Origin of the sequence: Variovorax paradoxus, from assembly GCF_022009635.1 — a bacterium.
Lineage (GTDB): Bacteria > Pseudomonadota > Gammaproteobacteria > Burkholderiales > Burkholderiaceae_C > Variovorax.
On the sequence record NZ_CP091716.1, the window covers coordinates 2241604 to 2265202 of the forward strand.

Sequence of the window (23599 nt, forward strand, 5' to 3'; positions counted from 1 at the left end):
GGCGGTGATTATCGACCAGCCGCGTTCTTGGCCGTCGCGGCGGGCAGCGCGTCGAGCGCCTCGCGGATGCCCGCGAGGAATTCACGCACGGCCGGCACGACCTTGTCGCGGGGCTGGTCTTCGATGAGTTGAATGATCTTGGTGCCGATGATGACCGCGTCGGCGGCCGATCCCACGGCCTGCGCGGTGCGTGCATCGCGGATGCCGAAGCCCACGCCGACCGGAATGCCCACGTGCTGGCGGATGCGCGGAATCATCTGGCCGACCGCTTCGGCGTCGAGATGGCCGGCACCCGTCACGCCCTTGAGCGACACGTAGTAGACGTACCCGCTGGCGATGCGCGCGACCTGCGCCATGCGCTCGTCGGTGCTGGTGGGTGCAAGCAGGAAGATCAGGTCGATGCCGGCGGCCTTGAGGTCGGCGGCAAAGGCTTCGCACTCTTCGGGCGGGTAGTCGACGACCAGCAGGCCGTCCACGCCGGCGGCGGCCGCGTCGCGGATGAAGGCCTGCTTGCCGTGCACGAGGTCGTAGCGCTCGACCGGGTTCGCATAGCCCATCAGCACCACGGGCGTGGTCGCGTTCTTCTGGCGGAAAGCGGCGACGATGGCCAGCACCTGCTTCATGCCGATGCCCAGCGCCAGCGCGGCCTCGCCGGCCTTCTGGATCACGGGGCCGTCGGCCATCGGGTCGGAGAAGGGCACGCCGAGTTCGATCACGTCGGCGCCGGCCTCGACCATGCCGTGCATCAGCTCGGGCGTGATGTCGGCGAAGGGAAAGCCCGCGGTGACGTACGGAACGAGGGCGCGGCGGCCGTCTTTCTTCAGCGCGTCGAAGGTTGCTGCAATGCGGCTCATCACTTGCCTCCCTTCACGCTCAGACCGCGCATCGAGGGGCGGTCGTAGAAATCGACGCCCGACAGGTCGGCCACGGTGCCGATGTCCTTGTCGCCGCGGCCCGAGAGGTTCACCAGGATGGATTGGTCGGGGCGCATGGTCTTCGCGAGCTTCATCGCATGGGCCAATGCATGGCTGGATTCGAGGGCGGGGATGATGCCCTCCGTTCGACACAGATAGTGAAAGGCTTCGAGCGCCTCGGTGTCGGTGATGCCGACGTACTCTGCGCGGCCGATGTCCGCCAGGTAGGCGTGCTCGGGGCCCACGCCGGGGTAGTCGAGGCCCGCGCTGATGCTGTGGGTCTCGGTGATTTGGCCGTCTTCGTTCTGCAGCAGGTAGGTGCGGTTGCCGTGCAGCACGCCGGGGCTGCCGCGCAGGATGGAGGCCGAGTGCTTGCCGCTGTCGAGCCCTTCGCCCGCCGCTTCCACGCCGATCAGGCGCGTGCCCGTGAACGGAATGTAGGGGTGGAAGATGCCCATGGCGTTGCTGCCGCCGCCCACGCAGGCGATGACCACATCGGGCTGCTTGCCTTCTGCCTCGCCGGTGATGCCGTCGGCCGCGAGCATGGCCGGCATCTGCTCGATGCACTCGGTGCCGATCACGCTCTGGAAGTCGCGCACCATGGTCGGGTAGGGGTGCGGGCCGGCGACGGTGCCGATGATGTAGAAGGTGTTTTCCACGTTCGTGACCCAGTCGCGCATCGCCTCGTTGAGCGCGTCCTTCAGCGTCTTGCTGCCGGATTCGACGGGCACCACGGTCGCGCCGAGCAGGTTCATGCGGTAGACGTTGGGGCTCTGGCGCTTCACGTCCTGGCTGCCCATGTAGACCACGCATTCGAGGCCGTAGCGTGCGCAGATGGTGGCGGTGGCCACGCCGTGCTGGCCGGCGCCGGTCTCGGCGATGACGCGGGGCTTGCCCATGCGTCGTGCGAGCATCGCCTGGCCGATCACGTTGTTGATCTTGTGCGCGCCGGTGTGGTTCAGGTCTTCACGCTTCAGGTAGATCTGCGCGCCGCCCATCTCGCGGCTGGTGCGCGCCGCGTGATAAATCGGAGAGGGGCGGCCGACGAAGTGCTTCAGCTCGTAGTGGAATTCGGCGAGGAAGGCCGGATCGTCCTTGAACTTCGCGTATGCGTCGCGCAGCTCGTTGATCGCGTGGGTGAGCGTTTCGCTCGCGAAGGTGCCGCCGTAGTTGCCGAAATGGCCGGTGGCATCGGGTTGCTGGTAATCCTGGAATTGGCTTTGCATGGTTCTCGATCGGTGGGCCGCAGCCCGACAAACGATCGGCTGCGGCGGCTAACTTGAGAAGGACGCGTCGGCGGCCCTGACGGCTGCGACGAACTGCCGGATCTTTCCGGCGTCCTTGAGGCCCTTGTTCCCGGGACCGTCGATTTCGACGCCCGAGCTCACATCAACGGACAGCGTCTTGCAGCGTGTCCGCAGGATGCGAATGCCATCGCTCACGTTTGCAGGTGTGAGCCCACCACTCAAGACGAGGTGAGCGTCGACGGCGGGTGGAAGAAGTGACCAATCGAATGCCTTGCCGCCACCGCCATAACCTTCGACATGGGCGTCGAGCAGGATGGCCTGGGCGTGGGAGTAATCGGACGCGTATTTTACGAGGTCGAAGGCGGCTCCGGCAGCCCCCAGGGGAATCCGGGCCGCGCGCATGTAACGAAAGCGCTCCGGGCCGGTCGATTCCTCGCACTGTTCGGGCGTTTCCTCGCCGTGGAACTGGGCGATGGCGCCCCGAACGCGGGCGAGCGACGCCATGACCGTGGCCGCGTCTTCGTTGACGAACAGCAGCACCGGCGTGATGAAGGGGGGCAGGCGCGAGGCCAGCTCGGCGGCGCGTTCCGGCGTTACCGCGCGGGGGCTCTTGGGGTAGAGCACGAAGCCGATGGCGTCGGCACCGGCGTCGACCGCCGCGTCCACGTCGGCCTCACGGGTCAGGCCGCAGATCTTGATGCGGGTACGGTTGGCTGCTGCGCGCGGGGAAGTCATGGCGGGCCATCATAAGGAGCCCCGCCGGCCTGCAGCGTGGCATCGGCCGGCAGACCCCACTTCGCGTCGTACAACGGACCCAGGAAATAAAGGCCGTCGGCGGAGAAGGTGGGCGCCGCGACCTTGCGGCTGCGCGCCTCCAGCACCTGCGAGATCCATTCGACGGGCTCGTCGCCCCGGCCGATGCGCACGAGGCAGCCCATCAGGTTGCGGATCATGTGGTGCAGGAAGGCGTCGGCCTCGAACTCGAAGTGCCAGCGGCAGCGCTCGCCTTCGCCGACGCGGGTGATCTCGATGCGCCGCAGGTCCTTGACCGGCGAGCGGGCCTGGCAGGCCGAGGCACGGAACGAGCTGAAATCGTGCCGGCCGACCAGCAGCGCGGCGGCCGCGCGCATCGCGTCGCCGTCGAGCGCATGCATCGACCACCCGACCCGGCCCGTATCCAGGCTGGGCCGCACCGGCGACTGCGACAGCACGTAGAGGTAGCGGCGCGCCAGGGCGCTGGCGCGGCAGTGGAATTCGTCGGGCACCGGCTGCGCCCACTGCACCGCGATGTCGTCGGGCAGGAAGCGGTTGGGGCCGCGCATCCAGGAGAAGGGTTCGCGCTCGACGGTGGTGTCGAAGTGCACCACCTGCATCAGCGCGTGCACGCCGGCGTCGGTGCGGCCCGCGCACAGCGTGCCGATGGGTTGTGCCGCGAACTTCGAGAGGGCGGCCTCGAGCTTGTCCTGCACCGTGCGGCCCGAGCGCTGGCTTTGCCAGCCCTCGTACGCCTGGCCGTTGTAGCGGATGCCTAGCGCCAGCCTCACGAATTCAGGAACAGGAACAACGACAACCGCTCAGCGCAGTTCCGCGAGCAGTTGACGGGCTTGCGACTTGAGGTCGCCAGCGCTTTCGGCTTCGACTTCCTCGACCAGCGAGCGGGCGCCTTCGACGTCGCCGATGGCTTGCAGCTCGCGGGCAAGCGAGAGCTTGACAGCGTGGGGGCTGTCATCGCCTTCGTCGTCGTGCGTGGCGACCGAGGGGCGTGCCACGGGCGCTTCGGCGGCGCGAGCGGGCAGGCCGGCCAGCGCGCTCATGTCGAACTCGATGAAGCCCGAATCGGCCGGCAGCGTGTTGCGCAGCATGGCGGGGCGGGTGTTGTGTTCGGCGTCGCTCAGCGAAGAGGGGCGGGTGTCGGGCGTCAGTGCGGTCAGGGCGCCGGGCGCGGTGTCGAAGTCGTTTTCGAGATCGACAGGCGTCGCGGCGTGGCCGTTCGACAGCGGTGCGGCGGGGCGAGCGGTCGTCGGCGCGGGGGCGTAGGCCGACTTCGGCAGGCTGGCGCCGACCGGTGCATGGCTCGGAGCCGGTGCCGGAGCGGGCGCAGGGGCCGGCGGCGTGGTCAGGTCGAGGTCGAAGTCCAGCGGTGCCACCGACGGAACGAAGGCGGGCGGAGCGACAGCCACGGGTGGCGAAGCAGGAGGCGCTGCCACCGGCTTGGCGGCCGCGGCCAGGGCGCCCGCGAAGGCGGCTGTTTCAGCGGCGCTGGCACCGCCACCGCTGCGGCTGGTGCCGGATTCGTACAGCGGGTTGCCCGGATCGAGGTCCTTGCCCATGTCGACCACGCGCGTCCACTCGGAGCCCAGGCCGCCGGTCAGCTTGTGCACTTCGGTGGCGAGGCTTTCATAGGCTCGCACGTCGCGGCGCTTGGCGTGGATTTCGAGCAGCTTGAGGTGGATCGCGGTGCGGTCGGGGTTCAGGCGCAGCGCTTCGCGCAGGATTTCCTCGGCCTGCAGGTCGCGGCCGTAGGCCAGGTAGACGTCGGCTTCGGCCACGGGGTCGACATCGCCCGCGTCGAGCTGGCTCGGCGAGTACGACAGCGACGACACGGTGGAATCGCCGCGGTTCTTGGTGTCGACCGATTCGCCGCCGCTGGCGCCGAAGAACGAGTCCTTGGGAATGCGGCTCTCGAGGAAGACGCTTTCGCTCATTTCCTCGCGGCGGCGACCCAGCACGCGGTACAGCAGGAAACCGACCAGCAGCGCGATCAGCGCGGCACCGGCCAGCATCAGCGGGTTGTCCAGCAGTTCTTCGAGGAAGGTGGGCTCCGGTGGGGGCGGGGGCGGTGCCACCACTTTCTTCGGGGCCGGCTTCGGCGCTGCGGGGGCCGCAGCGTCGGCCGCGGGGGCGGCAGGAGGCGTGGCTGCGGCATCGGCCGCGGGCGTCGTCGCCGCTGCCGCGGGTGCGGCGGCTGCAACAGGTGCGGCTGCGGTTGCTTCTGGCGTGGGGGCGGCGGGGGCTGCAGCTGCAGGTGCAGCGGCGGGCGTTGCAGCAGCGGCTGGTGCGGCGGCCGCCGGAGCGGCTGGAGCTGGCGCTGGCGCCGCAGCGGGTGCCGGTGCGGGGCTCGCTGCCGCAGGTGCCGTCGTGGCAGCGGTGGATGGTGCCGGAACAGGGATGCCCGGCGTGGCGGGCGCGGCGGCCGGCGCGCCTGCGCCAGTACCTGCCTTGAGCTTGTTCAGGTCCTCGATGTTCTTCGACAGCTCGGCGACGCGGTTGCTGCTGTCCTGCGCCTGACGGGCCTGTGCAACCTTTTCGTCGGCGGCGCGGGTGGAGGCGCTGCCTTGCGAGATGGTGAGCTTGTCGGGGGCGCTGGCCGCCGCGTTGCGGTCTTCGACGTTGGCCTGCAGCTTGCCCGAGGCATTACGGCTGGCGCTGGCGACGTTCGAGGTCGGCGCGTTCTCGGCCAGGCGTTGGCGGTAGGAGCCGAAGTCGCGGCTCTGGGCCGTGACCGTGCGGCGCGCCTCGGCCGCTGGCGTGGCTGCCGCTTCGGCGGCGGTCGGCAGGTCGAGCACGGCGCCTGCGCGCATGCGGTTGACGTTGCCTCCGATGAAGGCATTGGGGTTGGCGGCCAGCAGGGCCACCAGCATCTGGTCGAGCGAAACGTCGGCCGGCTTGTGGGCGCCGGCGATCTTGCTGGCGGTGTCACCGCGCTGCACCGTGACCTGTTCGCCGCTACCGCTGCCGCCGCCGGTACGGACGGGTGCGCTGGCGACGGCAGGGGCCGGGGCAGCAGCTGCCGGTGCGGGCGCCGCGGCGACTGGAGCCGAAGGCGCTGCGGCCACGGGTGCACGCTCGCGGCGTGCGCTGGCGGCCGGCCGCTCGACGGGCGTCGTGATCTGCGGGGCAATCGGGGCTGCCGGCGGGATCGCTGCAGCGGCCTGGCGCGTGGCCGGCGGATCGAGCAGCACGGTGTAGTCGCGCACGATCCGGCCCGACGAGCCGTTGGCTTCCAGCAGCAGGTCGATGAACGGGTCGTTGAGCGGGCGGTTGCCGCTCAGGCGCACCACGTACTGGCCGCCCGCGCGGCGCTGCAAGGTCGCCCGTACGTCGCGCAGCGCCGGGTTGTACGGCACGCCCGCGTTCTTGAAGGCCTCGGCCGTGGCGATGTTGATCTTCAGGCCGTCCGCCTCGTTGGCGGCGATCTCGGTCACGTCGATCTCGGCGCGCAACGGCTCGCCAAGCGCAGACTGAACCTTCAACTGGCCCAGCGCGAAGGCGCTGGCGTCGGTGCTGGCGAGGCCAAGTGCCACGGCCGCCGCCGCGCCCAGGATGGAAAGGCGCCAACCGTTCGATGGCAGAGGCGGGCGAGCGGCCGATGGACTGGCCGCAGGCAACAGATGTCTTGTCATGCTGATAGGGGCGGCTCAGGCCCAGAATTTGTAAGAGGACGTTAGCATCATCACCCGACACTGACAAGGCAATGCGCCTGTTCTACCCAGTGCGCGCATACTTACGATCACATCTTATGTCGCCTTTCGGCAACAATTTGTGTTTCAAAAGGGCCTGAGCAACCCGCATCAGGCTTCGAGCAGGATGCGCAGCATGCGGCGCAGCGGTTCCGCGGCGCCCCAGAGCAGTTGGTCGCCGATGGTGAAGGCGCCGACGTATTCAGGGCCCATCGCCAGCTTGCGGATGCGGCCGACCGGGATGTTCATGGTGCCCGTCACCGCCACCGGCGTGAGGTCCTTGACGGTCGCTTCGCGCGTGTTCGGCACGACCTTCGCCCAGGAGTTGTCGGCGGCGATCATCGCTTCGATGTCGGCCAGCGGGACGTTCTTCTTGAGCTTGAAGGTCAGGGCCTGGCTGTGGCAGCGCATGGCGCCGATGCGCACGCAGAAACCGTCGACCGGCGTGGCGGCGGTACCGAAGCCCGCGCCCTGGCCGAGGATCTTGTTGGTCTCGGCGCCGCCCTTCCATTCTTCCTTGGACATGCCCCACTCGGCGTCGTCCTGGCTCTTGCCCAGGCCCAGGTCCTTGTCGATCCAGGGGATCAGCGAGCCGCCCAGCGGCGCGCCGAAGTTGGCGGTTTCGGCGGCGCTCAGGTTCTGCTGCTTGTGCAGCACCTTGCGGTCGATTTCGAGGATGGCCGACTTCGGGTCGTCCAGCAGCGCGCGCACTTCGGCGTTCAGCGTGCCGAACTGGGTCAGCAGTTCGCGCATGTGCTGCGCGCCGCCGCCCGAGGCGGCCTGGTAGGTCATGCTGGTCATCCACTCGACCAGGCCGGCCTTGTAGAGGGCGCCTACGCCCATGAGCATGCAGCTCACGGTGCAGTTGCCGCCGATCCAGTTCTTGCCGCCCTTGGCCAGTGCGTTCTCGATGACCGGCAGGTTCACCGGGTCGAGCACGATGATGGCGTCGTCCTTCATGCGCAGGGTGGACGCGGCGTCGATCCAGTGGCCGTTCCAGCCGGCGGCGCGCAGCTTGGGGAACACCTCGCTGGTGTAGTCGCCGCCCTGGCAGGTGATGACGATGTCGCACTTCTTCAGTGCTTCGATGTCGTTCGCATCCTTCAGCGCGGTCTCGTTCTTGGCCATGGCCGGGGCCTTGCCGCCGGCGTTGGAGGTCGAGAAGAAGATCGGCTCGATGAGACCGAAGTCGCCTTCGGCCTGCATGCGGTCCATCAGGACCGAGCCGACCATGCCGCGCCAGCCAACGAGGCCGACCAGAGGTTGAGATGCGTTCGCCATTTCAGTTTGCCCTTATGAAAAAAGAAAAGTTGTCTTTTTTTGCCCCCGACTCGTCGAGCCGGGGAGGGGCGTGACGAAGCGGGCTGCGGTTAGCCGGTAATCGTCTTTTTGGTGATTGCTGCAACGACCGCGTCGCCCATTTCGCGGGTGCCGACGCGCTTCGTACCTTCTGACCAGATGTCACCCGTGCGCAGCCCGGAGGCCAGCACGTCCTTGACCGCCGACTCGATACGGTCGGCAGCCTCGGCTTGGTTGAGTGAGAAGCGGAGCATCATGGCAGCGGACAGTATTGTAGCCAAAGGATTGGCAACCCCTTTGCCGGCAATGTCGGGCGCGCTGCCGTGGCTGGGCTCGTACAGGCCCTGGTTGCTCGAATTGAGCGAGGCCGAGGGCAGCATGCCGATGGAGCCGGTGAGCATCGCGGCCTCGTCCGAGAGGATGTCGCCGAACATGTTGCCAGTGACCACCACGTCGAACTTCTTGGGCGCCTTCACGAGCTGCATGGCCGCGTTGTCGACCAGCATGTGGTCGAGTTCGACATCCGGATATTCCTTCGCGATGTCGAGCATCACGTCTTTCCACAGCTGCGAGGTTTCCAGCACGTTGTTCTTGTCCACGCTGGTCACGCGCTTGCTGCGCTTGCGGGCGGCCTCGAAGGCGACGCGGGCGATGCGCTCGATCTCGGGGCGCGAATAGCGCATCGTGTCGAAAGCCTCTTCGGCGCCGGGGAAGTGCCCGTCCGTCGCGATGCGACGGCCACGCGGCTGGCCGAAATAGATGTCGCCGGTCAGCTCGCGGATGATGAGGATGTCGAGGCCGGCGATCAGCTCGGGCTTCAGGCTCGATGCGTCCACCAGCTGCTCGTAGCAGATGGCCGGGCGGAAGTTCGCAAACAGGCCCAGGTTCTTGCGCAGCCCCAGGATGGCCTGCTCGGGGCGCAGCGGCCGGTCGAGCTTGTCGTACTTCCAGTCGCCGACGGCGCCGAACAGCACCGCGTCGGATTCCTTGGCCAGCTTGAGCGTCGACTCGGGCAGCGGGTGGCCGTGCGCCTCGTAGGCCGCGCCGCCGACCAGCGCCGATTCCATCTCGAACTTCAGGTCGAGCACGTTGAGCACCTTGACCGCTTCGGCCACGATTTCGGTGCCGATGCCGTCACCCGGAAGAACTGCGATTTTCATTTTTGTCGTGTGTTGAAGAGAAAGAACGGAACGCATTCAGGCGTTGGCCAGCATCGTATGCGCGAGCCAGGGCTTCTGCGCCAGGCGCTCGGCCTCGAAGGCCTTGATCTTGTCCTGGTGGCGCAGCGTGAGGCCGATGTCGTCCAGCCCGTTGATCAGGCAGTACTTGCGGAAGGCCTGCACGTCGAACGCGAACTCCTGGCCGTCGGGCTTCACCACCACCTGGCGTTCCAGGTCGATGGTCAGCGAGTAGCCGGGGAAAGCGAAGGTCTCGTCGAACAGCTGGGCCACTTGCGCTTCGGACAGCACGATCGGCAGCAGGCCGTTCTTGAAGCTGTTGTTGAAGAAGATGTCGGCGTAGCTCGGCGCGATGATCGCGCGGAAGCCGTACTGGTCGAGCGCCCATGGCGCATGCTCGCGCGACGAGCCGCAGCCGAAGTTCTTGCGCGCCAGCAGCACCGAGGCGCCTGCGTAGCGCGGCTGGTTCAGCACGAAGTCGGGGTTGGGCTTGCGGCTCTTCGGGTCCTGGCCGGGAAAGCCGGCGTCGAGGTAGCGCCACTCGTCGAACAGGTTCACGCCGAAGCCGGTCTTCTTGATCGACTTGAGGAACTGCTTCGGAATGATCGCGTCGGTGTCGACGTTCTCGCGGTCCATCGGTGCCACGAGGCCCTTGTGCACGGTGAATTTCTGCATGTGATGTCTCCTCTGGTCAGGCGAAGGTGCGCACGTCGACGAAGTGGCCGTGCACGGCGGCGGCGGCGGCCATGGCCGGGCTCACGAGGTGGGTGCGGCCACCGGCGCCCTGGCGGCCTTCGAAGTTGCGGTTGCTGGTGGATGCGCAGCGCTCGCCGGGCTCCAGGCGGTCGGCGTTCATGGCCAGGCACATCGAGCAGCCGGGCTCGCGCCATTCGAAGCCGGCGGCCTTGAAGATCACGTCGAGGCCTTCGCGCTCGGCCTGCTCCTTCACCACGCCCGAGCCGGGCACGACCATCGCGAGCTTCACGTTCTTCGCGACCTTCTGGCCCAGCTTCTTCACCACGGCGGCGGCTTCGCGCATGTCCTCGATGCGGCTGTTGGTGCACGAACCGATGAACACCTTGTCGATGAAGATGTCGTTCATGGCCTTGTTGGGCTCCAGGCCCATGTAGACCAGCGCGCGCTCGATGGCGCCGCGCTTGTTGGCGTCCTTTTCCTTGTCGGGATCGGGCACGCGGCCGTTGATCTCGACCACCATCTCGGGCGAGGTGCCCCAGGTCACTTGCGGCGGGATGGTCGCGGCGTCGAGCTCGACCACGGCGTCGAACTTGGCGCCGGGGTCGGACTGCAGCGTGCGCCAGTAGCTCACGGCCTGGTCCCACTCCACGCCGGTGGGCGCGAGCGGGCGGCCCTTGACGTAGCTGATGGTCTTTTCGTCTACCGCCACCAGCCCGGCGCGCGCGCCGGCCTCGATGGCCATGTTGCAGACCGTCATGCGGCCTTCCATGCTCAAGTCGCGAATGGCCGAACCCGCGAATTCGATGGTGTAGCCCGTGCCGCCGGCGGTGCCGATCTTGCCGATGATCGCCAGCACGATGTCCTTGGCCGTGCAGCCCAGCGGCAGCTTGCCGTCGACCTTCACGAGCATGTTCTTCGCCTTCTTGCCCAGCAGCGTCTGCGTGGCCATGACGTGCTCGACCTCGCTGGTGCCGATGCCGTGCGCCAGCGCGCCGAACGCGCCGTGCGTGGAGGTGTGCGAGTCGCCGCACACCACCGTCATGCCCGGCAGCGTCGCGCCCGACTCGGGGCCGATCACGTGCACGATGCCCTGGCGCTTGCTCAGGAAGGGGAAGAACGCGGCGGCGCCGAATTCGGCGATGTTGTGGTCCAGCGTGGTGACCTGCTCCTTGCTGGTCGGGTCGGCGATGCCTTCGTAGCCGCGTTCCCAGCCGGTGGTGGGCGTGTTGTGGTCGGCGGTGGCCACCACGGAGCTAATGCGCCACAGCTTGCGGCCGGCCTCGCGCAGGCCTTCGAAGGCTTGCGGGCTGGTCACTTCGTGCACCAGGTGGCGGTCGATGTAGAGGATCGCGGTGCCGTCTTCCTCGGTGTGGACGACGTGTTCGTCCCAGATCTTGTCGTAGAGGGTGCGTGCCATGTCGGTCTCTTTGTCTTTCGTGGGGAAATGGATTGTCTGTTGCCGCTGCCTAGGCCGCGAGCTGCTCGCCGGTGTCCGCGGCCGCGTGCAGGTGATTCACCAGCGAGCGCGCCGCCACCGGCAGCGTGGAAAAGTCGCGCGCCACGAGGCGGATCTCTCGCGCGGCCCAGGCGTCATTCAGGGCGACGCTCACCAAGCCGCGGCCGATGCCGTTCTGCATCAGCTCGAAGGCGCGCTGCGGCATCACGCCGATGCCCAGGCCGTTCTCGATCATGCGGCACATGGCGTCCAGGCCGGTGACGTGGATGCGCAGCTTGATGCTGCGCCCTGCGTTAAGCGCCGCCTCGTGCATGGCGACATAGATCGAGCTGTTGGTGTGCAGCCCGACGTGGTCGAAATCGAGCGAATCGATGAAGTCGATGGCGCCCTGCGGTGCCAGCGCATGGCCCGTTGGAACGATGAGCGCCAGGCGGTCGTGCCGGTACGACAGGCTCTGCAGCTCGCCCGCGCCGCCGGCCACGTGGCACACGCCGAGGTCGGCCGCGCCTTCCTGCACCGCGCGGATCACTTCGCTGCTCAGGTGCTCCTCGAGGTCGATCTTGATGGCCTCGTGCGCCCGCGTGAACACGCCCAGGTCTTCAGGCAGGAACTGCACGATGGCCGAGATGTTGGCGTGCACCCGCACATGGCCGCGCACGCCGTCGGCGTATTCGCTGAGTTCGCCCTGCATCTTCTCGAGGCTGTAGAGCACCGAGCGGGCATGGTGCAGCAGGCTTTCGCCGGCCGGCGTGAGGTCGACCCCGCGGGCATGGCGGTAGAGCAGGGTGGTCCCGAGCGTGGCTTCGAGGTCGGACAGCCGCTTGCTGATGGCCGATGCCGCGATGAACTCTCGCTCCGACGCGCGGCCGATGCTGCCCAGTTCGCACACGGCCACGAACAACTGCAACGACGTGAGGTCGATGCGGCGGGCGAAGTTGCGTTCTGACGTGCTCATGGGGTTCTGGCATCGCGGTTGGCGATGGGAATGCCTATTTTCCCGCTTTTTTTACCCTGATCCATCTCAAAGGGCGATGGGTAGGCTGCCTGCTGGCGATGGGCCGCATGCACCTGAATGATGCAAATCGCTCGCCGAATAGCCGGTTTCAGGGATAGAACCCGAGTGTTACTACACGTATCATTCGCGCCAAAATTGTTAAAGTAAAACTAAATTCGCATGAACATTTCTTTTCGCAGCCTCTGGAATGACGCATTGGGGGCTTGGATTGCCGTTTCTGAAATTTCCAGGAGCCATTCCGGTTCGCGCAGTACGTCGAGGCTCGATAGCGCCGCCAAGCCGGGTGAGCCGGCACGCCGGCTGTTCCGGCTCAGTGCCCTGATGAGCGTGGTGGCCGTGCTCGGCGCGGCACCGTTCGTTTCCGCATCGGCGCAAAGCGTGGTGATCGGCACCACGGGCAGCGGCGGCCTCGGCGTGGGCATCGGTGGCGACGGCGGAGCCGGCGGCATCGGCGGCGGTGGTGGCGGCGGCAGCGGCGGCGCGCCCGCGGGCGGCGGCGGCGGCGGCTACGGAGCGGGCGGCGGTGGCGCCGGCTTCACGTACGGTTCCAACAGCGGTGGCGCCGGCGGCCCGGGCAAGGGCGGCGATGGCGGCTCCGACACATGGGGCCAGGGCGGCGCGGGCAGCAACGGTGGCGCATCGGGCACCAACGGCGTCCAGGGGGCGGACGGCCCGTTCGGTCCGAAGAACGGCGGCAACGCCCTGGCCGCCATTGCGGAGGGCTCCACGTTCGGCGGCCTCACCAGCGCGACTTTCTCGGCAGACAGGACGGTGAACGGCTCGCTGGGCATCGGCGGCGGCGGCGGCGGTGGTGCCGGCGCCAGCGGCACGGCCGCGGGTGGTGACGGATCGAGCGGCGGCGCGGGCGAACTCACGATTTCGGCCGGAACCACGACCGTGACCGGCGCCATCGTCATCGGCGGCTCGGGCGGCGGCGGCGGTGGCGGCAGCGGCAACGCGAACGGCGGCAGGGGCGGCGATGGCGGCAACGGGCAGCTGACCGTCAGCGACGGCAAGTTGGTCGCCGACAGCATCGTCATCGGCGGCAGCAGCGGCGGCAAGGGCTCTGGAGGCGCGACCAGCGGCCTGGCCGGAGCGGGCGCCACCGGAACGCTGACGGTCACCGGCGGCAGCATGAACGTGGCGCACGGTGTCACCGTGAACGGCAACGGGCAGGTCGACTTCAAGCCGGACGCCGGAACCCAGGTCACGGCCGGCTACGCCATCTCGGGCGCCGGCAGCGTCTCGCAGACGGGCGCCGGCACCACGGTGATGACCGGCGACAACACCTACACCGGCGGCACCACGATCAGCGCCGGCACCCTGCAGATCGGCGCGGGCGGCACGACCGGCAGCATCGTCGGCAAGGTCAGCAACGCCGGCACGCTGGTGTTCGACCGCTCGAACACACTCACCTTCAACGGCACCATCAGCGGCACCGGCCAGGTGCAGCAGATCGGCAGCGGCACGCTCGAGCTGACGGGCGCCAACAGCTACGAGGGCGGCACGCTGATCGGCGGCGGCACGCTGAAGGTGGCCGGCGACGGGGCGCTGGGCGCGGCCACGGGCGCGCTCACCTTCAACGGCGGCGGCACGCTGCAGAGCACGGGCGCCTTCACCAGCGCGCGCGACGTGACGCTGGCCGGCGCCGGCAGCATCGTGAGCAAGGGTGCGCTGTCGATGAGCGGCGTCTTCACCGGCAACGGTGCGCTCGACGTGCAGGCGGGTTCGGGCGACATCACCCTGACCAATGCCGGCAACGACTTCGGCGGCGCCGTGAGCCTGAGCGGCGCCACGGTGCAGATCAACGACAAGAACGCGCTGACGCTGGGCACGCTGAATACCGGCGCGCTCACCGCCACGAGCCACGGCAACCTGCAGTTCCAGGGCGGCGGCTCGGCATCGTCCATCGATGTCCGCAGCAACGACGGCGCGGTGACGCAGACCGGCGCGTTGTCTGTGATGGGAAAACTGTCGGTCGATGCAGGCACGGGCAGCATCGCGCTGAACAACACGAGCAACAGCTTCCAGGGCCCCGTCTCGCTCGCCGGCCAGAACATTTCCGTTGCCTCCAGCGGAGATCTTTCGGTGACAACGCTGGCCAACGGCATCGACGGTGCCGTCAGCCTGGTGGCCGGCGGTGCGCTGGCGCTGCCCAACGCGGCGATCGACACCGGCACGGCCGCGCTGACGCTGGCCGCCAACGGTGCCGCGCTCGGCATCGCGCATGAGCTGAGCGGCGGCAACATCTCCATCACCGGCCGCAAGGGCGTGACGCTCCAGGCCGACGTGAGCACCAAGGGCACGCTGACCCTGGCGAGCGACGGCAGCGTGATGCAGACCGCGGGCGTCGTGACCGCCGGCACGCTGACCGGCAGCGCGGGCAGCGTCTCGATGAACCAGGCCAACCAGATTGGCGCGCTGGGCGACTTCACGGCCGTCGGTGCCTTCAGCCTCAGGAACGCGCAGGCGCTGCAGGTGACGGGCAACGTCGCCGCGTCGAGCGTGGCGCTCGATGTAGCCCAGGGCGTCGTGGTCACCGGCTCCATCAGCGCCACCGGCAACAAGGGCGAAGTGATCTCGGTGGCCAGCGACACTCGCCTGCAGGTCGGCAACGGCGGCACTACGGGCGTGCTGGCAGGCAACGTGAGCAACGACGGCACGCTCGCCTTCAACCGCTCCGACGCATTGACTTTCGCGGGCGCCATCGGCGGCAAGGGCGCGCTGGTGCAGCAAGGCCAGGGCACGCTGGTGCTCACCGGCGCCAACAGCTACACCGGCGGCACCACCGTGAAGGCCGGCGTACTGCAAGGCAACGCCACGAGCCTGCAGGGCGACATCGTGAACGACGCGACCGTCGTCTTCGAGCAGACCAAGGCCGGCGGCGGCGGCACCTATGCCGGCACCATGAGCGGCACCGGCAGCCTGCGCAAGATTGGCGACGGTGAACTCGTGCTCGCCTCGGTCAACAGCTACAGCGGCGGCACCTCGGTCGAAGCCGGCACGCTGAACGCCAGCGTCACCGGCGCACTGGGTAGCGGACCGGTCTCGGTCGCCAACGGCGCCGCCGTGCTTTTCAGCGGCAAGGCCGACATGGGCGCGGTAACGCTCTCCAACGGTCCCGACGGCCTCATCAACTTTGTCGGCAGCGTGACCGCGGGGCAGGCCGCCATCGTGAACGGCAAGGGCGGCACCGTCCGCATCAGCGAACTCACGGCCAACGGCACATCGATCGGCTCGCTCGGCGGCGCGGGCCAGGTGGTCCTCGGCGCCAAGACGCTGACCACCGGCGGGCTGAACGCCGACACGGAGATCTCGGGCGTCGTCTCCGGCACCGGCGGCTCGCTGGTGAAAGTGGGCACGGGCGCGCTGACGCTGTCGGGCGCCAACACCTACACGGGCGGCACGACGCTGCGCCAGGGGCGCCTGAACGTCGGCCACAGCCAGGCCCTGGGCGGCGGCACGCTGTCGATGGACGACGACACGACGCTGGGCTTCAGCGCCGACGGCCTGACCATCGCCAACACCATCCATCTGACTGGCCAGCTCGATCCGATCATCGACACCGGCGCGTTCTCGGGCACGCTGAGCGGCGCCATCTCCGGCGGCGGCTTCATCACCAAGGAAGGCACGGGCACGCTGACGCTGTCGGGCGCCAACACCTACACCGGTGCCACCAACGTGGCGCAGGGCACGCTGAAGGCCGGCGCCGCCAACACCTTCAGCGCGGCCTCGGCGCACAGCGTGGCCGCGGGCGCGACGCTGGACCTGGCCGGCTTCAACCAGACGCTCGCCTCGCTGGCCAACAGCGGCACCGTCTCGCTGGCGGGCGCGGCGGCCGGTACCACGCTGACCGTGAACGGCAACTACGTGGGCAACAACGGCGTGCTCAAGCTCGGCACCGCGCTCAACGGCACGGGACCGTCGGACCGCCTGGTCATCAACGGCGGCACCGCCAGCGGCAAGACCAGCGTGCAGATCGCCAACCTGGGCGGCCTGGGCGCGCTGACCACCGGCAACGGCATCGAGGTGGTCACCGCGCAGAACGGCGCGAAGACCACCGCGCAGACCACCAGGGACGCGTTCTCGCTGGCAGGCGGCCATGTGGACGCCGGCGCCTACGAGTACCGCCTGTACGCCGCCGACGCCAGCGGCGCGGGCGAGAGCTGGTATCTGCGCTCCAGCATCAACGCAGTCACGCCGACCAACCCGGCGGGTGTGCCGGTGGTCACCTACCGGGCGGAAGCCTCGCTCTATGCGGCGCTGCCGGGCCAGCTGCGCCAGGGCAACCTCGCGATGCTGGGCGACCTGCGCAAGCGCGTGGGCGACGACGACGTGAAGGGCACCGCGCCCAGCGCGACCGGCGCCGAGCGCCGCGCCTGGGCCCGCGTGCTGTCCACCGACATCGACATCCAGCAGGGCGGCGCCGTCTCGCCCACCAGCAAGGGCCGTTTGACCGGCTTCCAGGCCGGCACCGATCTGCTGGCCACGCCCAACTGGCGCGCCGGCATCTACGTCGGCCAGCTCGACGGCGATGCGCGCGTGAATGGCTTTGCCAGCGGCATCCAGAACCTCGGCGTCGGCCGCAATGATTTGCGCAGCCAGTACGTGGGCGTGTACGGCACCTACACCAGCGACAGCGGCTTCTATGCCGACGCCGTGGTGCAGTCGGGCCGTCACCGCTACACGGTCGAGCCGCTCATGGGCCTCGGCGCGGCCGGCAAGGGCAACAGCCTGCTGGGCTCGATCGAGGTGGGCCAGGCCTTCCCGATCGGCAGCAGCGGCTGGACCGTCGAGCCGCAACTGCAATTGATCCACCAGCACATGGACCTGAGCAACTCGGCCATCGTCGGCGCCATCGCGCAGCCGCAGGCCGACAGCGGATGGGTCGCGCGTGCAGGTGTTCGGGTGAAAGGCCAGATCGATACCGGCATGGGCGCGCTGCAGCCGTACGGCCGCTTCAACGTCTACAAGACCTCGAGCGGCGCCGACATCGCGCGCTTCGTGAACGGCGCGACGACGACGGACATCGCGGCGCCCACGGGCGGCACGAACACCGAGCTGGCCGGCGGCTTCACGCTGGGCCTGAATGCGTCGACCAGCCTTTATGGCGAAGTCGGCAAGCTGTGGTCCTCGGGCGGCGACGCCAAGGTAAAGAGCGGCATCAGCGGCTCGCTGGGCGTGCGCGTGAAGTGGTGATGCCGCCGGCCTGACGCCGGAACGAAAAAAAGCTGCCCGAGGGCAGCTTTTTTATTGGGCGAAGCAGTTGCCTCGTCGATCAGCGAGCCGTGATCGGCTTCACGTCACGCTTGGGCGAGCCTTCGAACAGCTGACGCGGGCGGCCGATCTTGTACTCGGGGTCGCCGATCATTTCGTTCAGCTGGGCGATCCAGCCGACCGTGCGGGCCAGCGCGAAGATCGCGGTGAACAGTGGCACCGGGATGCCGATGGCGCGCTGCACGATGCCCGAGTAGAAGTCGACGTTCGGGTAGAGCTTGCGCGACACGAAGTACTCGTCTTCCAGGGCGATCTTTTCCAGTTCCTTGGCCAGCTTGAACAGCGGGTCGTTTTCCAGGCCCAGCTCGGTCAGCACTTCGTTGCAGGTTTCCTGCATCAGCTTGGCGCGCGGGTCGTAGTTCTTGTACACGCGGTGGCCGAAGCCCATGAGCTTGACGTTCGAGTTCTTGTCCTTGACCTTCTTGATGAACTCGCCGATCTTCTCGACGCCGCCTTCCTTCTGGATGTCGTACAGCATGTTCAGTGCTGCTTCGTTGGCGCCGCCGTGGGCAGGGCCCCAGAGGCAGGCCACGCCGGCCGCGATGGCCGCGAAGGGGTTCGTGCCCGACGAGCCGCACAGGCGCACCGTCGAGGTCGAGGCGTTCTGCTCGTGGTCCGCGTGCAGGATGAAGATGCGGTCGAGCGCGCGCTCGAGCACCGGGTTCACCTTGTACTCTTCGCACGGCGTGGCGAACATCATGTGCAGGAAGTTGCCGGCGTAGCTCAGGTCGTTCTTCGGGTACATGTACGGCTGGCCGATCGTGTACTTGTACGCCATGGCCACGAGCGTGGGCATCTTCGCGATCAGGCGGATCGCGGCGATCTCGCGGTGCTCGGGATTGTTGATGTCCGTGCTGTCGTGATAGAAGGCCGACAGGGCGCCCACGAGGCCGGTCATGATGGCCATCGGGTGGGCATCACGGCGGAAGCCGCGCAGGAAGAACTGCATCTGCTCGTTCACCATGGTGTGGTTCGTCACGACCTTGGTGAAGTTTTCCTTCTTGGCCTGGTCCGGCAGTTCACCGTACAGCAGCAGGTGGCAGGTCTCGAGGAAGTCGCAGTTGGTGGCGAGTTGCTCGATGGGGTAGCCGCGATACAGCAGTTCGCCCTTGTCGCCATCGATGTACGTGATGGCCGACTGGCAAGCGGCGGTCGACATGAAGCCCGGGTCGTACGTGAACATGCCGGTCTGTGCGTACAGCTTGCGGATGTCGATCACGTCGGGGCCCACGGTGCCCTTGTAGATCGGCAGGTCGACGCTGTCGCCGCCGTTGCTGAACGACAGCGTGGCCTTGGTATCGGATGCTTTCATTTCGGTTTACTTTCAGAGGTGGATTCAGGACGAAGGAGAAATTGCGGGCCGCTGCGCACCGTCGGTGCGCATCAGCTGCAGCAATGCGACCACCTCGGCCCCGGCCCATTCGGGCTCGGGCTCCTTTCTGCAAAGAAGGAGGTCGAGGAGATCGTTGTCCGACAGGTCCATCAGTGTCTCCATCGCTCCCGCTTGACCCACGGTCATGCGGGATTCGTGTCGCTCGAAGAAGCGGGCGATGAACAGGTCGTTCTCGAGCAGTCCGCGCCGGCAGCGCCATTTCAGCTTGCTCAGCGCACGTTCGCTGATCGGCTGGTCGAGGTCGGCGGCGGGTTGCATGGTGGCGTCTCTAGGCAATGGATCAGGGATTAGATGGCGCGGCGCACCATCAATTCCTTGATCTTGCCGATGGCCTTGGTCGGGTTCAGGCTCTTCGGGCACACGTCCACGCAGTTCATGATCGTGTGGCAGCGGAACAGGCGGTACGGGTCTTCCAGGTTGTCCAGGCGCTCGGCGGTGGCTTCGTCGCGGCTGTCGGCGATGAAGCGGTAGGCCTGCAGCAGGCCGGCCGGGCCGACGAACTTGTCGGGGTTCCACCAGAAGCTCGGGCAGCTCGTGGAGCAGCTCGCGCAAAGAATGCACTCGTACAGGCCGTTGAGCTCTTCGCGCTCTTCGGGCGACTGCAGGCGTTCCTTCTCGGGCGGCACGTTGTCGTTCTGCAGGTACGGCTTGATCGAGTTGTACTGCTTGAAGAACTGCGTCATGTCCACGATCAGGTCGCGGATGACGGGCAGGCCCGGCAGCGGCTTGAGCACGACGGTGCCCTTGAGCGTGTTCATGTTGGTCAGGCAGGCCAGACCGTTCTTGCCGTTGATGTTCATCGCGTCGGAGCCGCAGACGCCTTCGCGGCACGAACGGCGGAACGACAGCGTGGGGTCCTGCGCCTTGAGCTTCATCAGGGCGTCGAGCAGCATGCGCTCATGGCCGTCGAGTTCGATCTCGACGGTCTGCATGTAGGGCTTGGCGTCCTTGTCCGGGTCGTAGCGATAGATCTGGAATGTGCGCTTCATCGTATGTTCCTAATTTTTAGAATGTCCGGACCTTCGGAGGCACCGAGGCGACCGTCAGGGGCTGCAGCTTGACCGGCTTGTACGAGAGGCGGTTGTCGTCGCTGTACCAGAGCGTGTGCTTCATCCAGTTGGCGTCGTCGCGGCCGAGCGGCGCGACCGGATCGTCGGCCGGGCGTTCGTAGTCTTCGACCGTGTGGGCGCCGCGGCATTCCTTGCGGGCAGCGGCCGAGACCATGGTGGCCTGCGCCACTTCGATCAGGTTGTCGACTTCCAGCGCTTCGATGCGGGCGGTGTTGAACACCTTCGACTTGTCCTTCAGGCCGATGGCCTTGACGCGCTCGCGCACGGCGGCGATCTTGACCACGCCTTCGTCCATCGAGGCCTGCTTGCGGAACACGGCGGCATGCTGCTGCATGACGGCGCGGATCTCGCCGGCCACGTCCTGCGCGTACTCGCCGCCGGTGGTGGCTTCGAGGCGGTTCAGGCGCTCCAGCGTGCGGTCGGCCGCATCGTTGGGCAGGGGCTTGTGTTCCTTGAGCTTGTCGGCGAACTCGACGATGTGGTTGCCGGCCGCGCGGCCGAACACCAGCAGGTCGAGCAGCGAGTTCGTGCCCAGGCGGTTGGCGCCGTGCACGCTCACGCAGGAGCATTCGCCCACCGCGTAGAGGCCGTTCACGACGGCGCTGTTGTCCTCGCCCTTCTGCACCACGACCTGGCCGTGGATGTTGGTGGGGATGCCGCCCATCTGGTAGTGGATGGTCGGCACGACGGGAATCGGTTCCTTGGTGATGTCGACGTTGGCGAAGTTGACGCCGATTTCGTACACCGAGGGCAGGCGCTTGTGGATGGTGTCGGCGCCCAGGTGGTCGAGCTTGAGCAGCACGTAGTCCTTGTTGGGACCGCAGCCTCGGCCTTCCTTGATTTCCTGGTCCATGGAGCGCGAGACGAAGTCGCGCGGCGCCAGGTCCTTCAGCGTGGGCGCATAGCGCTCCATGAAGCGTTCGCCGTTGCTGTTCAGCAGGATCGCGCCTTCGCCGCGGCAGCCTTCGGTCAGCAGCACGCCCGCGCCGGCCACGCCGGTCGGGTGGAACTGCCAGAACTCCATGTCCTGCAGCGGAATGCCCGAGCGAGCGGCCATGCCGAGGCCGTCGCCGGTGTTGATGAATGCGTTGGTCGAGGCCTGGAAGATGCGGCCCGCGCCGCCGGTGGCCAGCAGCACGGTCTTGGCCTGCAGGATGTGCAGGTCGCCGGTTTCCATTTCGAGGGCGGTCACGCCGACCACGTCGCCTTCTTCGTCACGGATGAGGTCGAGCGCCATCCATTCGACGAAGAACTGGGTGCGGGCTTCCACGTTCTTCTGGTAGAGCGTGTGCAGCATCGCGTGGCCGGTACGGTCGGCCGCGGCGCAGGCGCGCTGCACGGGCTTTTCGCCGTAGTTGGCCGTGTGGCCGCCGAACGGACGCTGGTAGATGGTGCCGTCGGGGTTGCGGTCGAACGGCATGCCGAAGTGCTCGAGCTCGTACACGACCTTCGGTGCTTCGCGGCACATGAACTCGATCGCGTCCTGGTCGCCGAGCCAGTCGGAACCCTTGATCGTGTCGTAGAAGTGGTAGTGCCAGTTGTCTTCGCTCATGTTGCCGAGCGATGCACCCACGCCGCCCTGGGCGGCGACGGTGTGCGAACGGGTCGGGAACACCTTGGAGAGCACGGCCACGTTGAGGCCGGCACGTGCGAGTTGCAGCGAGGCGCGCATGCCGGAGCCGCCGGCACCGACGATCACGACGTCGAACTTGCGCTTGGTGATTTTTTCTTTTGTGTAGGTCATGGTGGGGTCAGATCTTCCAAAGCACTTGAATGGCCCAACCCGCACAACCGACAAGCCAGACGATGGTGAAAATTTGCAGCACGAGACGGATGGCGACGGGCTGGACGTAGTCCATCCAGACGTCGCGCATGCCGACCCACACGTGGTAGAGCAGGGCGACGATCACGGAGAACGTCAGCACCTTCATCCACTGCGCGGCAAAGATGCCGGCCCAGAGGTCGTAGCCGATGGGGCCGCGGGTGAAGATCAGTTGTGCGAGCAGCACGATGGTGAAGAGGGCCATCAGGCCGCCGGTGATGCGCTGGCTGAGCCAGTCGCGAAGACCGTAGTGCGCGCCGACGACGATGCGCTTGGAGCCGTAATTCACAGACATGGTTGGCTCCTTCTCAGTACAGGCCGAACAGCTTGGCGCCCAGCACCAGCGTGAGGATGATGCTCGCGCCCAGCGTGAAGAGGGCGGAGGTGTGGCCGAATTCCTTGGTCACGGCGGAGTGGCTCACGTCCATCCAGAGGTGGCGCAGGCCGGCGATGAAGTGGTGCAGATAGGCCCAGATCAGCGCGAGCGCGACGAGCTTGAAGAACCAACCCGGAGCGAAGCCGATGCCGACGTTGAAGGCGCTCTTGAATTTCGCGAACGAATAGTCAGATGACAGCGACGTGTCGAACATCCAGATGATGAACGGCAGCAGCAGGAACATGATCACGCCGCTCACGCGGTGCAGGATCGACACGATGCCCGCCGGCGGGAGCCGGTAGGTCGTGAGATCGGTGAATGCATTGATGTTCCGGAATTCGCGGCGCGGTGGCCGGGGAGGATTTGCAAGCTCTGTCATGGGGGGAGGGCTTTCGTGGCTTGGATGACTTGTTCTGAGAGCGAACGCTTTTGTTTCTTATGCGGAAGTGCAAACAACGCAAAATTCTATTGCAATGCACCATCGGGCAGCGGACGCGCACGAGTCAGCGCACCGTTGCAGTCGGATGCTATTGACTTCGTAGCACGTCGTGCGTGTTTCGTGCGCACGCTGGCGCACCGGGATTCGGCCTTCGTCTGCATCGGGATCAGCCCAACTGGTTCCTGTAGTGGTGCGTGTCGGTGCGGTAGAGCCCGCGGCGCAGTTCCATGGGCATGTCATGGTAGGTGTGCGCCACGCGTTCCACGCTCAGCAGGGGCATCTGCAGCGTGACGTCGAGCAGCGCGGCCTGTTCGGCATCGGGCAGCACGGCGCGGATTTTTTCTTCGGCCCGCACCATGCGCACGCCGAATTCCGTTTCGAACAGCGCGTACATCGGCCCCGGCCACGCGCGCAGCCGCTCGGCCGTGAGGCCCTTGAAGGGCGTGCCGGGCAGCCAGAGGTCTTCAAGGATGGTCGGCACGCCGGCGTAGGCCAGCACGCGGCGCACCTGCAGCACGGCGTCGCCGGTGCGCAGGCCGAGGGCGCGCGCCACGTCGGCCGACGCGCGCAGGCGCTTGCAGTCGACGATGGTGCGCACGGCGGGGCCTTCGCTGCTCGGGTCGCCGGCATCGGGCACGAGCTTGAGGAAGCGGTACTGCACATGCTGCTCGGCATGCGTGGCGACGAAGGTGCCCTTGCCCTGGCGGCGCACCACCAGGTTTTCGGCAGACAGCTCGTCGATGGCCTTGCGCACCGTTCCCTGGCTCACGCGAAAACGCACGGCCAGGTCCATCTCGCTGGGGATGGGCTCGCCCGGCTTCCACTCGCCCGCCTGCAGGCTCTGCAGGATCAGGGTCTTGATCTGCTGGTAGAGCGGACTGAAGGACGGCGTGGGGGGCTCGTCGAGTGTTGTGGGCGTGTTCATGGCAGCGGTGGGGTGCGCCGTGGCGGCGCCCC

Annotated in this window: 18 protein-coding genes and 1 pseudogene; 2 read left to right on the forward strand and 17 right to left on the reverse strand. The window is 67.4% G+C overall.

Translation table 11 applies throughout. The features are described 5' to 3' along the window. Positions 1–8: 8 nt before the first annotated feature. The 10 genes from trpA to L3V85_RS10495 form a co-directional block, all read right to left on the reverse strand. Positions 9–854: a tryptophan synthase subunit alpha gene (gene trpA, locus L3V85_RS10450; RefSeq protein ID WP_237679232.1), complete on the reverse strand. Its 846-nt coding sequence runs from the start codon at positions 852–854 to the stop codon at positions 9–11. Further along, on the reverse strand, positions 854–2140 hold the full coding sequence (trpB, locus tag L3V85_RS10455; protein WP_237679233.1) for a tryptophan synthase subunit beta: 1287 nt from the start codon (positions 2138–2140) through the stop codon (positions 854–856). The genes trpA and trpB overlap by 1 nt, the downstream gene beginning before the upstream one ends. A 48-nt stretch (positions 2141–2188) precedes the next feature. Then, the gene (locus L3V85_RS10460) at positions 2189–2896 is read right to left on the reverse strand and encodes a phosphoribosylanthranilate isomerase (RefSeq protein WP_237679234.1); all 708 of its coding nucleotides are present in this window, start codon (positions 2894–2896) and stop codon (positions 2189–2191) included. Further along, positions 2893–3705, reverse strand: a complete 813-nt coding sequence (gene truA / locus L3V85_RS10465) for a tRNA pseudouridine(38-40) synthase TruA (RefSeq protein WP_237679235.1) — start codon at positions 3703–3705, stop codon at positions 2893–2895. The genes L3V85_RS10460 and truA overlap by 4 nt, the downstream gene beginning before the upstream one ends. Positions 3706–3735: 30 nt before the next feature. After that, positions 3736–6465 carry a FimV/HubP family polar landmark protein gene (locus L3V85_RS10470; RefSeq protein ID WP_414080205.1) on the reverse strand — a complete coding sequence of 910 codons (2730 nt, stop codon included), beginning with the start codon at positions 6463–6465 and terminating at the stop codon, positions 3736–3738. 267 nt (positions 6466–6732) lie between these two features. Then, positions 6733–7902, reverse strand: a complete 1170-nt coding sequence (gene asd / locus L3V85_RS10475) for an aspartate-semialdehyde dehydrogenase (RefSeq protein ID WP_237679237.1) — start codon at positions 7900–7902, stop codon at positions 6733–6735. 89 nt (positions 7903–7991) lie between these two features. Further along, positions 7992–9080 (reverse strand): 3-isopropylmalate dehydrogenase, encoded by a 1089-nt coding sequence (leuB, locus tag L3V85_RS10480; protein ID WP_237679238.1) that lies wholly within the window; start codon positions 9078–9080, stop codon positions 7992–7994. Between the two features lie 36 nt (positions 9081–9116). Next, positions 9117–9773 (reverse strand): 3-isopropylmalate dehydratase small subunit, encoded by a 657-nt coding sequence (gene leuD, locus L3V85_RS10485; protein WP_237679239.1) that lies wholly within the window; start codon positions 9771–9773, stop codon positions 9117–9119. 16 nt (positions 9774–9789) lie between these two features. Beyond that, entirely contained in the window at positions 9790–11211 is a 1422-nt protein-coding gene (leuC, locus tag L3V85_RS10490; RefSeq protein WP_237679240.1) for a 3-isopropylmalate dehydratase large subunit, read from the reverse strand. Positions 11212–11260: 49 nt separating this feature from the next. Then, positions 11261–12205 carry a LysR substrate-binding domain-containing protein gene (locus L3V85_RS10495; protein ID WP_237679241.1) on the reverse strand — a complete coding sequence of 315 codons (945 nt, stop codon included), beginning with the start codon at positions 12203–12205 and terminating at the stop codon, positions 11261–11263. A gap of 219 nt (positions 12206–12424) precedes the next feature. Here L3V85_RS10495 and L3V85_RS37545 point away from each other — a divergent pair. Together L3V85_RS37545 and L3V85_RS10510 are read left to right on the forward strand one after the other, a co-directional pair. Continuing rightward, a pseudogene (locus tag L3V85_RS37545) lies at positions 12425–12526 on the forward strand (ESPR-type extended signal peptide-containing protein); the annotation flags it as partial. A 60-nt stretch (positions 12527–12586) separates the two neighbouring features. Next, on the forward strand, positions 12587–17464 hold the full coding sequence (locus L3V85_RS10510) for an autotransporter outer membrane beta-barrel domain-containing protein (protein ID WP_272934783.1): 4878 nt from the start codon (positions 12587–12589) through the stop codon (positions 17462–17464). Between the two features lie 79 nt (positions 17465–17543). Here L3V85_RS10510 and gltA read toward each other — a convergent pair whose 3' ends face one another. The 7 genes from gltA to L3V85_RS10545 all read right to left on the reverse strand — a co-directional run bounded on the left by gltA (position 17544) and on the right by L3V85_RS10545 (position 23567). Then, complete coding sequence (gene gltA / locus L3V85_RS10515) at positions 17544–18854, reverse strand: citrate synthase (protein WP_237679243.1); 1311 nt, start codon at positions 18852–18854, stop codon at positions 17544–17546. A 24-nt stretch (positions 18855–18878) separates the two neighbouring features. Then, a complete protein-coding gene (locus L3V85_RS10520) occupies positions 18879–19193 on the reverse strand; it encodes a succinate dehydrogenase assembly factor 2 (RefSeq protein ID WP_237679244.1) in 315 nt (104 codons plus the stop codon). Between the two features lie 29 nt (positions 19194–19222). Next, positions 19223–19924, reverse strand: a complete 702-nt coding sequence (locus L3V85_RS10525) for a succinate dehydrogenase iron-sulfur subunit (protein WP_237679245.1) — start codon at positions 19922–19924, stop codon at positions 19223–19225. Between the two features lie 16 nt (positions 19925–19940). Next, positions 19941–21749, reverse strand: coding sequence for a succinate dehydrogenase flavoprotein subunit (gene sdhA, locus L3V85_RS10530; RefSeq protein ID WP_237679246.1), 1809 nt, complete (start codon positions 21747–21749; stop codon positions 19941–19943). A 7-nt stretch (positions 21750–21756) separates the two neighbouring features. Continuing rightward, positions 21757–22122 (reverse strand): succinate dehydrogenase, hydrophobic membrane anchor protein, encoded by a 366-nt coding sequence (sdhD, locus tag L3V85_RS10535; protein ID WP_081270660.1) that lies wholly within the window; start codon positions 22120–22122, stop codon positions 21757–21759. A gap of 13 nt (positions 22123–22135) precedes the next feature. Beyond that, on the reverse strand, positions 22136–22582 hold the full coding sequence (sdhC, locus tag L3V85_RS10540; protein WP_237679247.1) for a succinate dehydrogenase, cytochrome b556 subunit: 447 nt from the start codon (positions 22580–22582) through the stop codon (positions 22136–22138). A 226-nt stretch (positions 22583–22808) separates the two neighbouring features. Beyond that, positions 22809–23567 carry a GntR family transcriptional regulator gene (locus L3V85_RS10545; protein ID WP_237679248.1) on the reverse strand — a complete coding sequence of 253 codons (759 nt, stop codon included), beginning with the start codon at positions 23565–23567 and terminating at the stop codon, positions 22809–22811. Positions 23568–23599 lie beyond the last annotated feature (32 nt).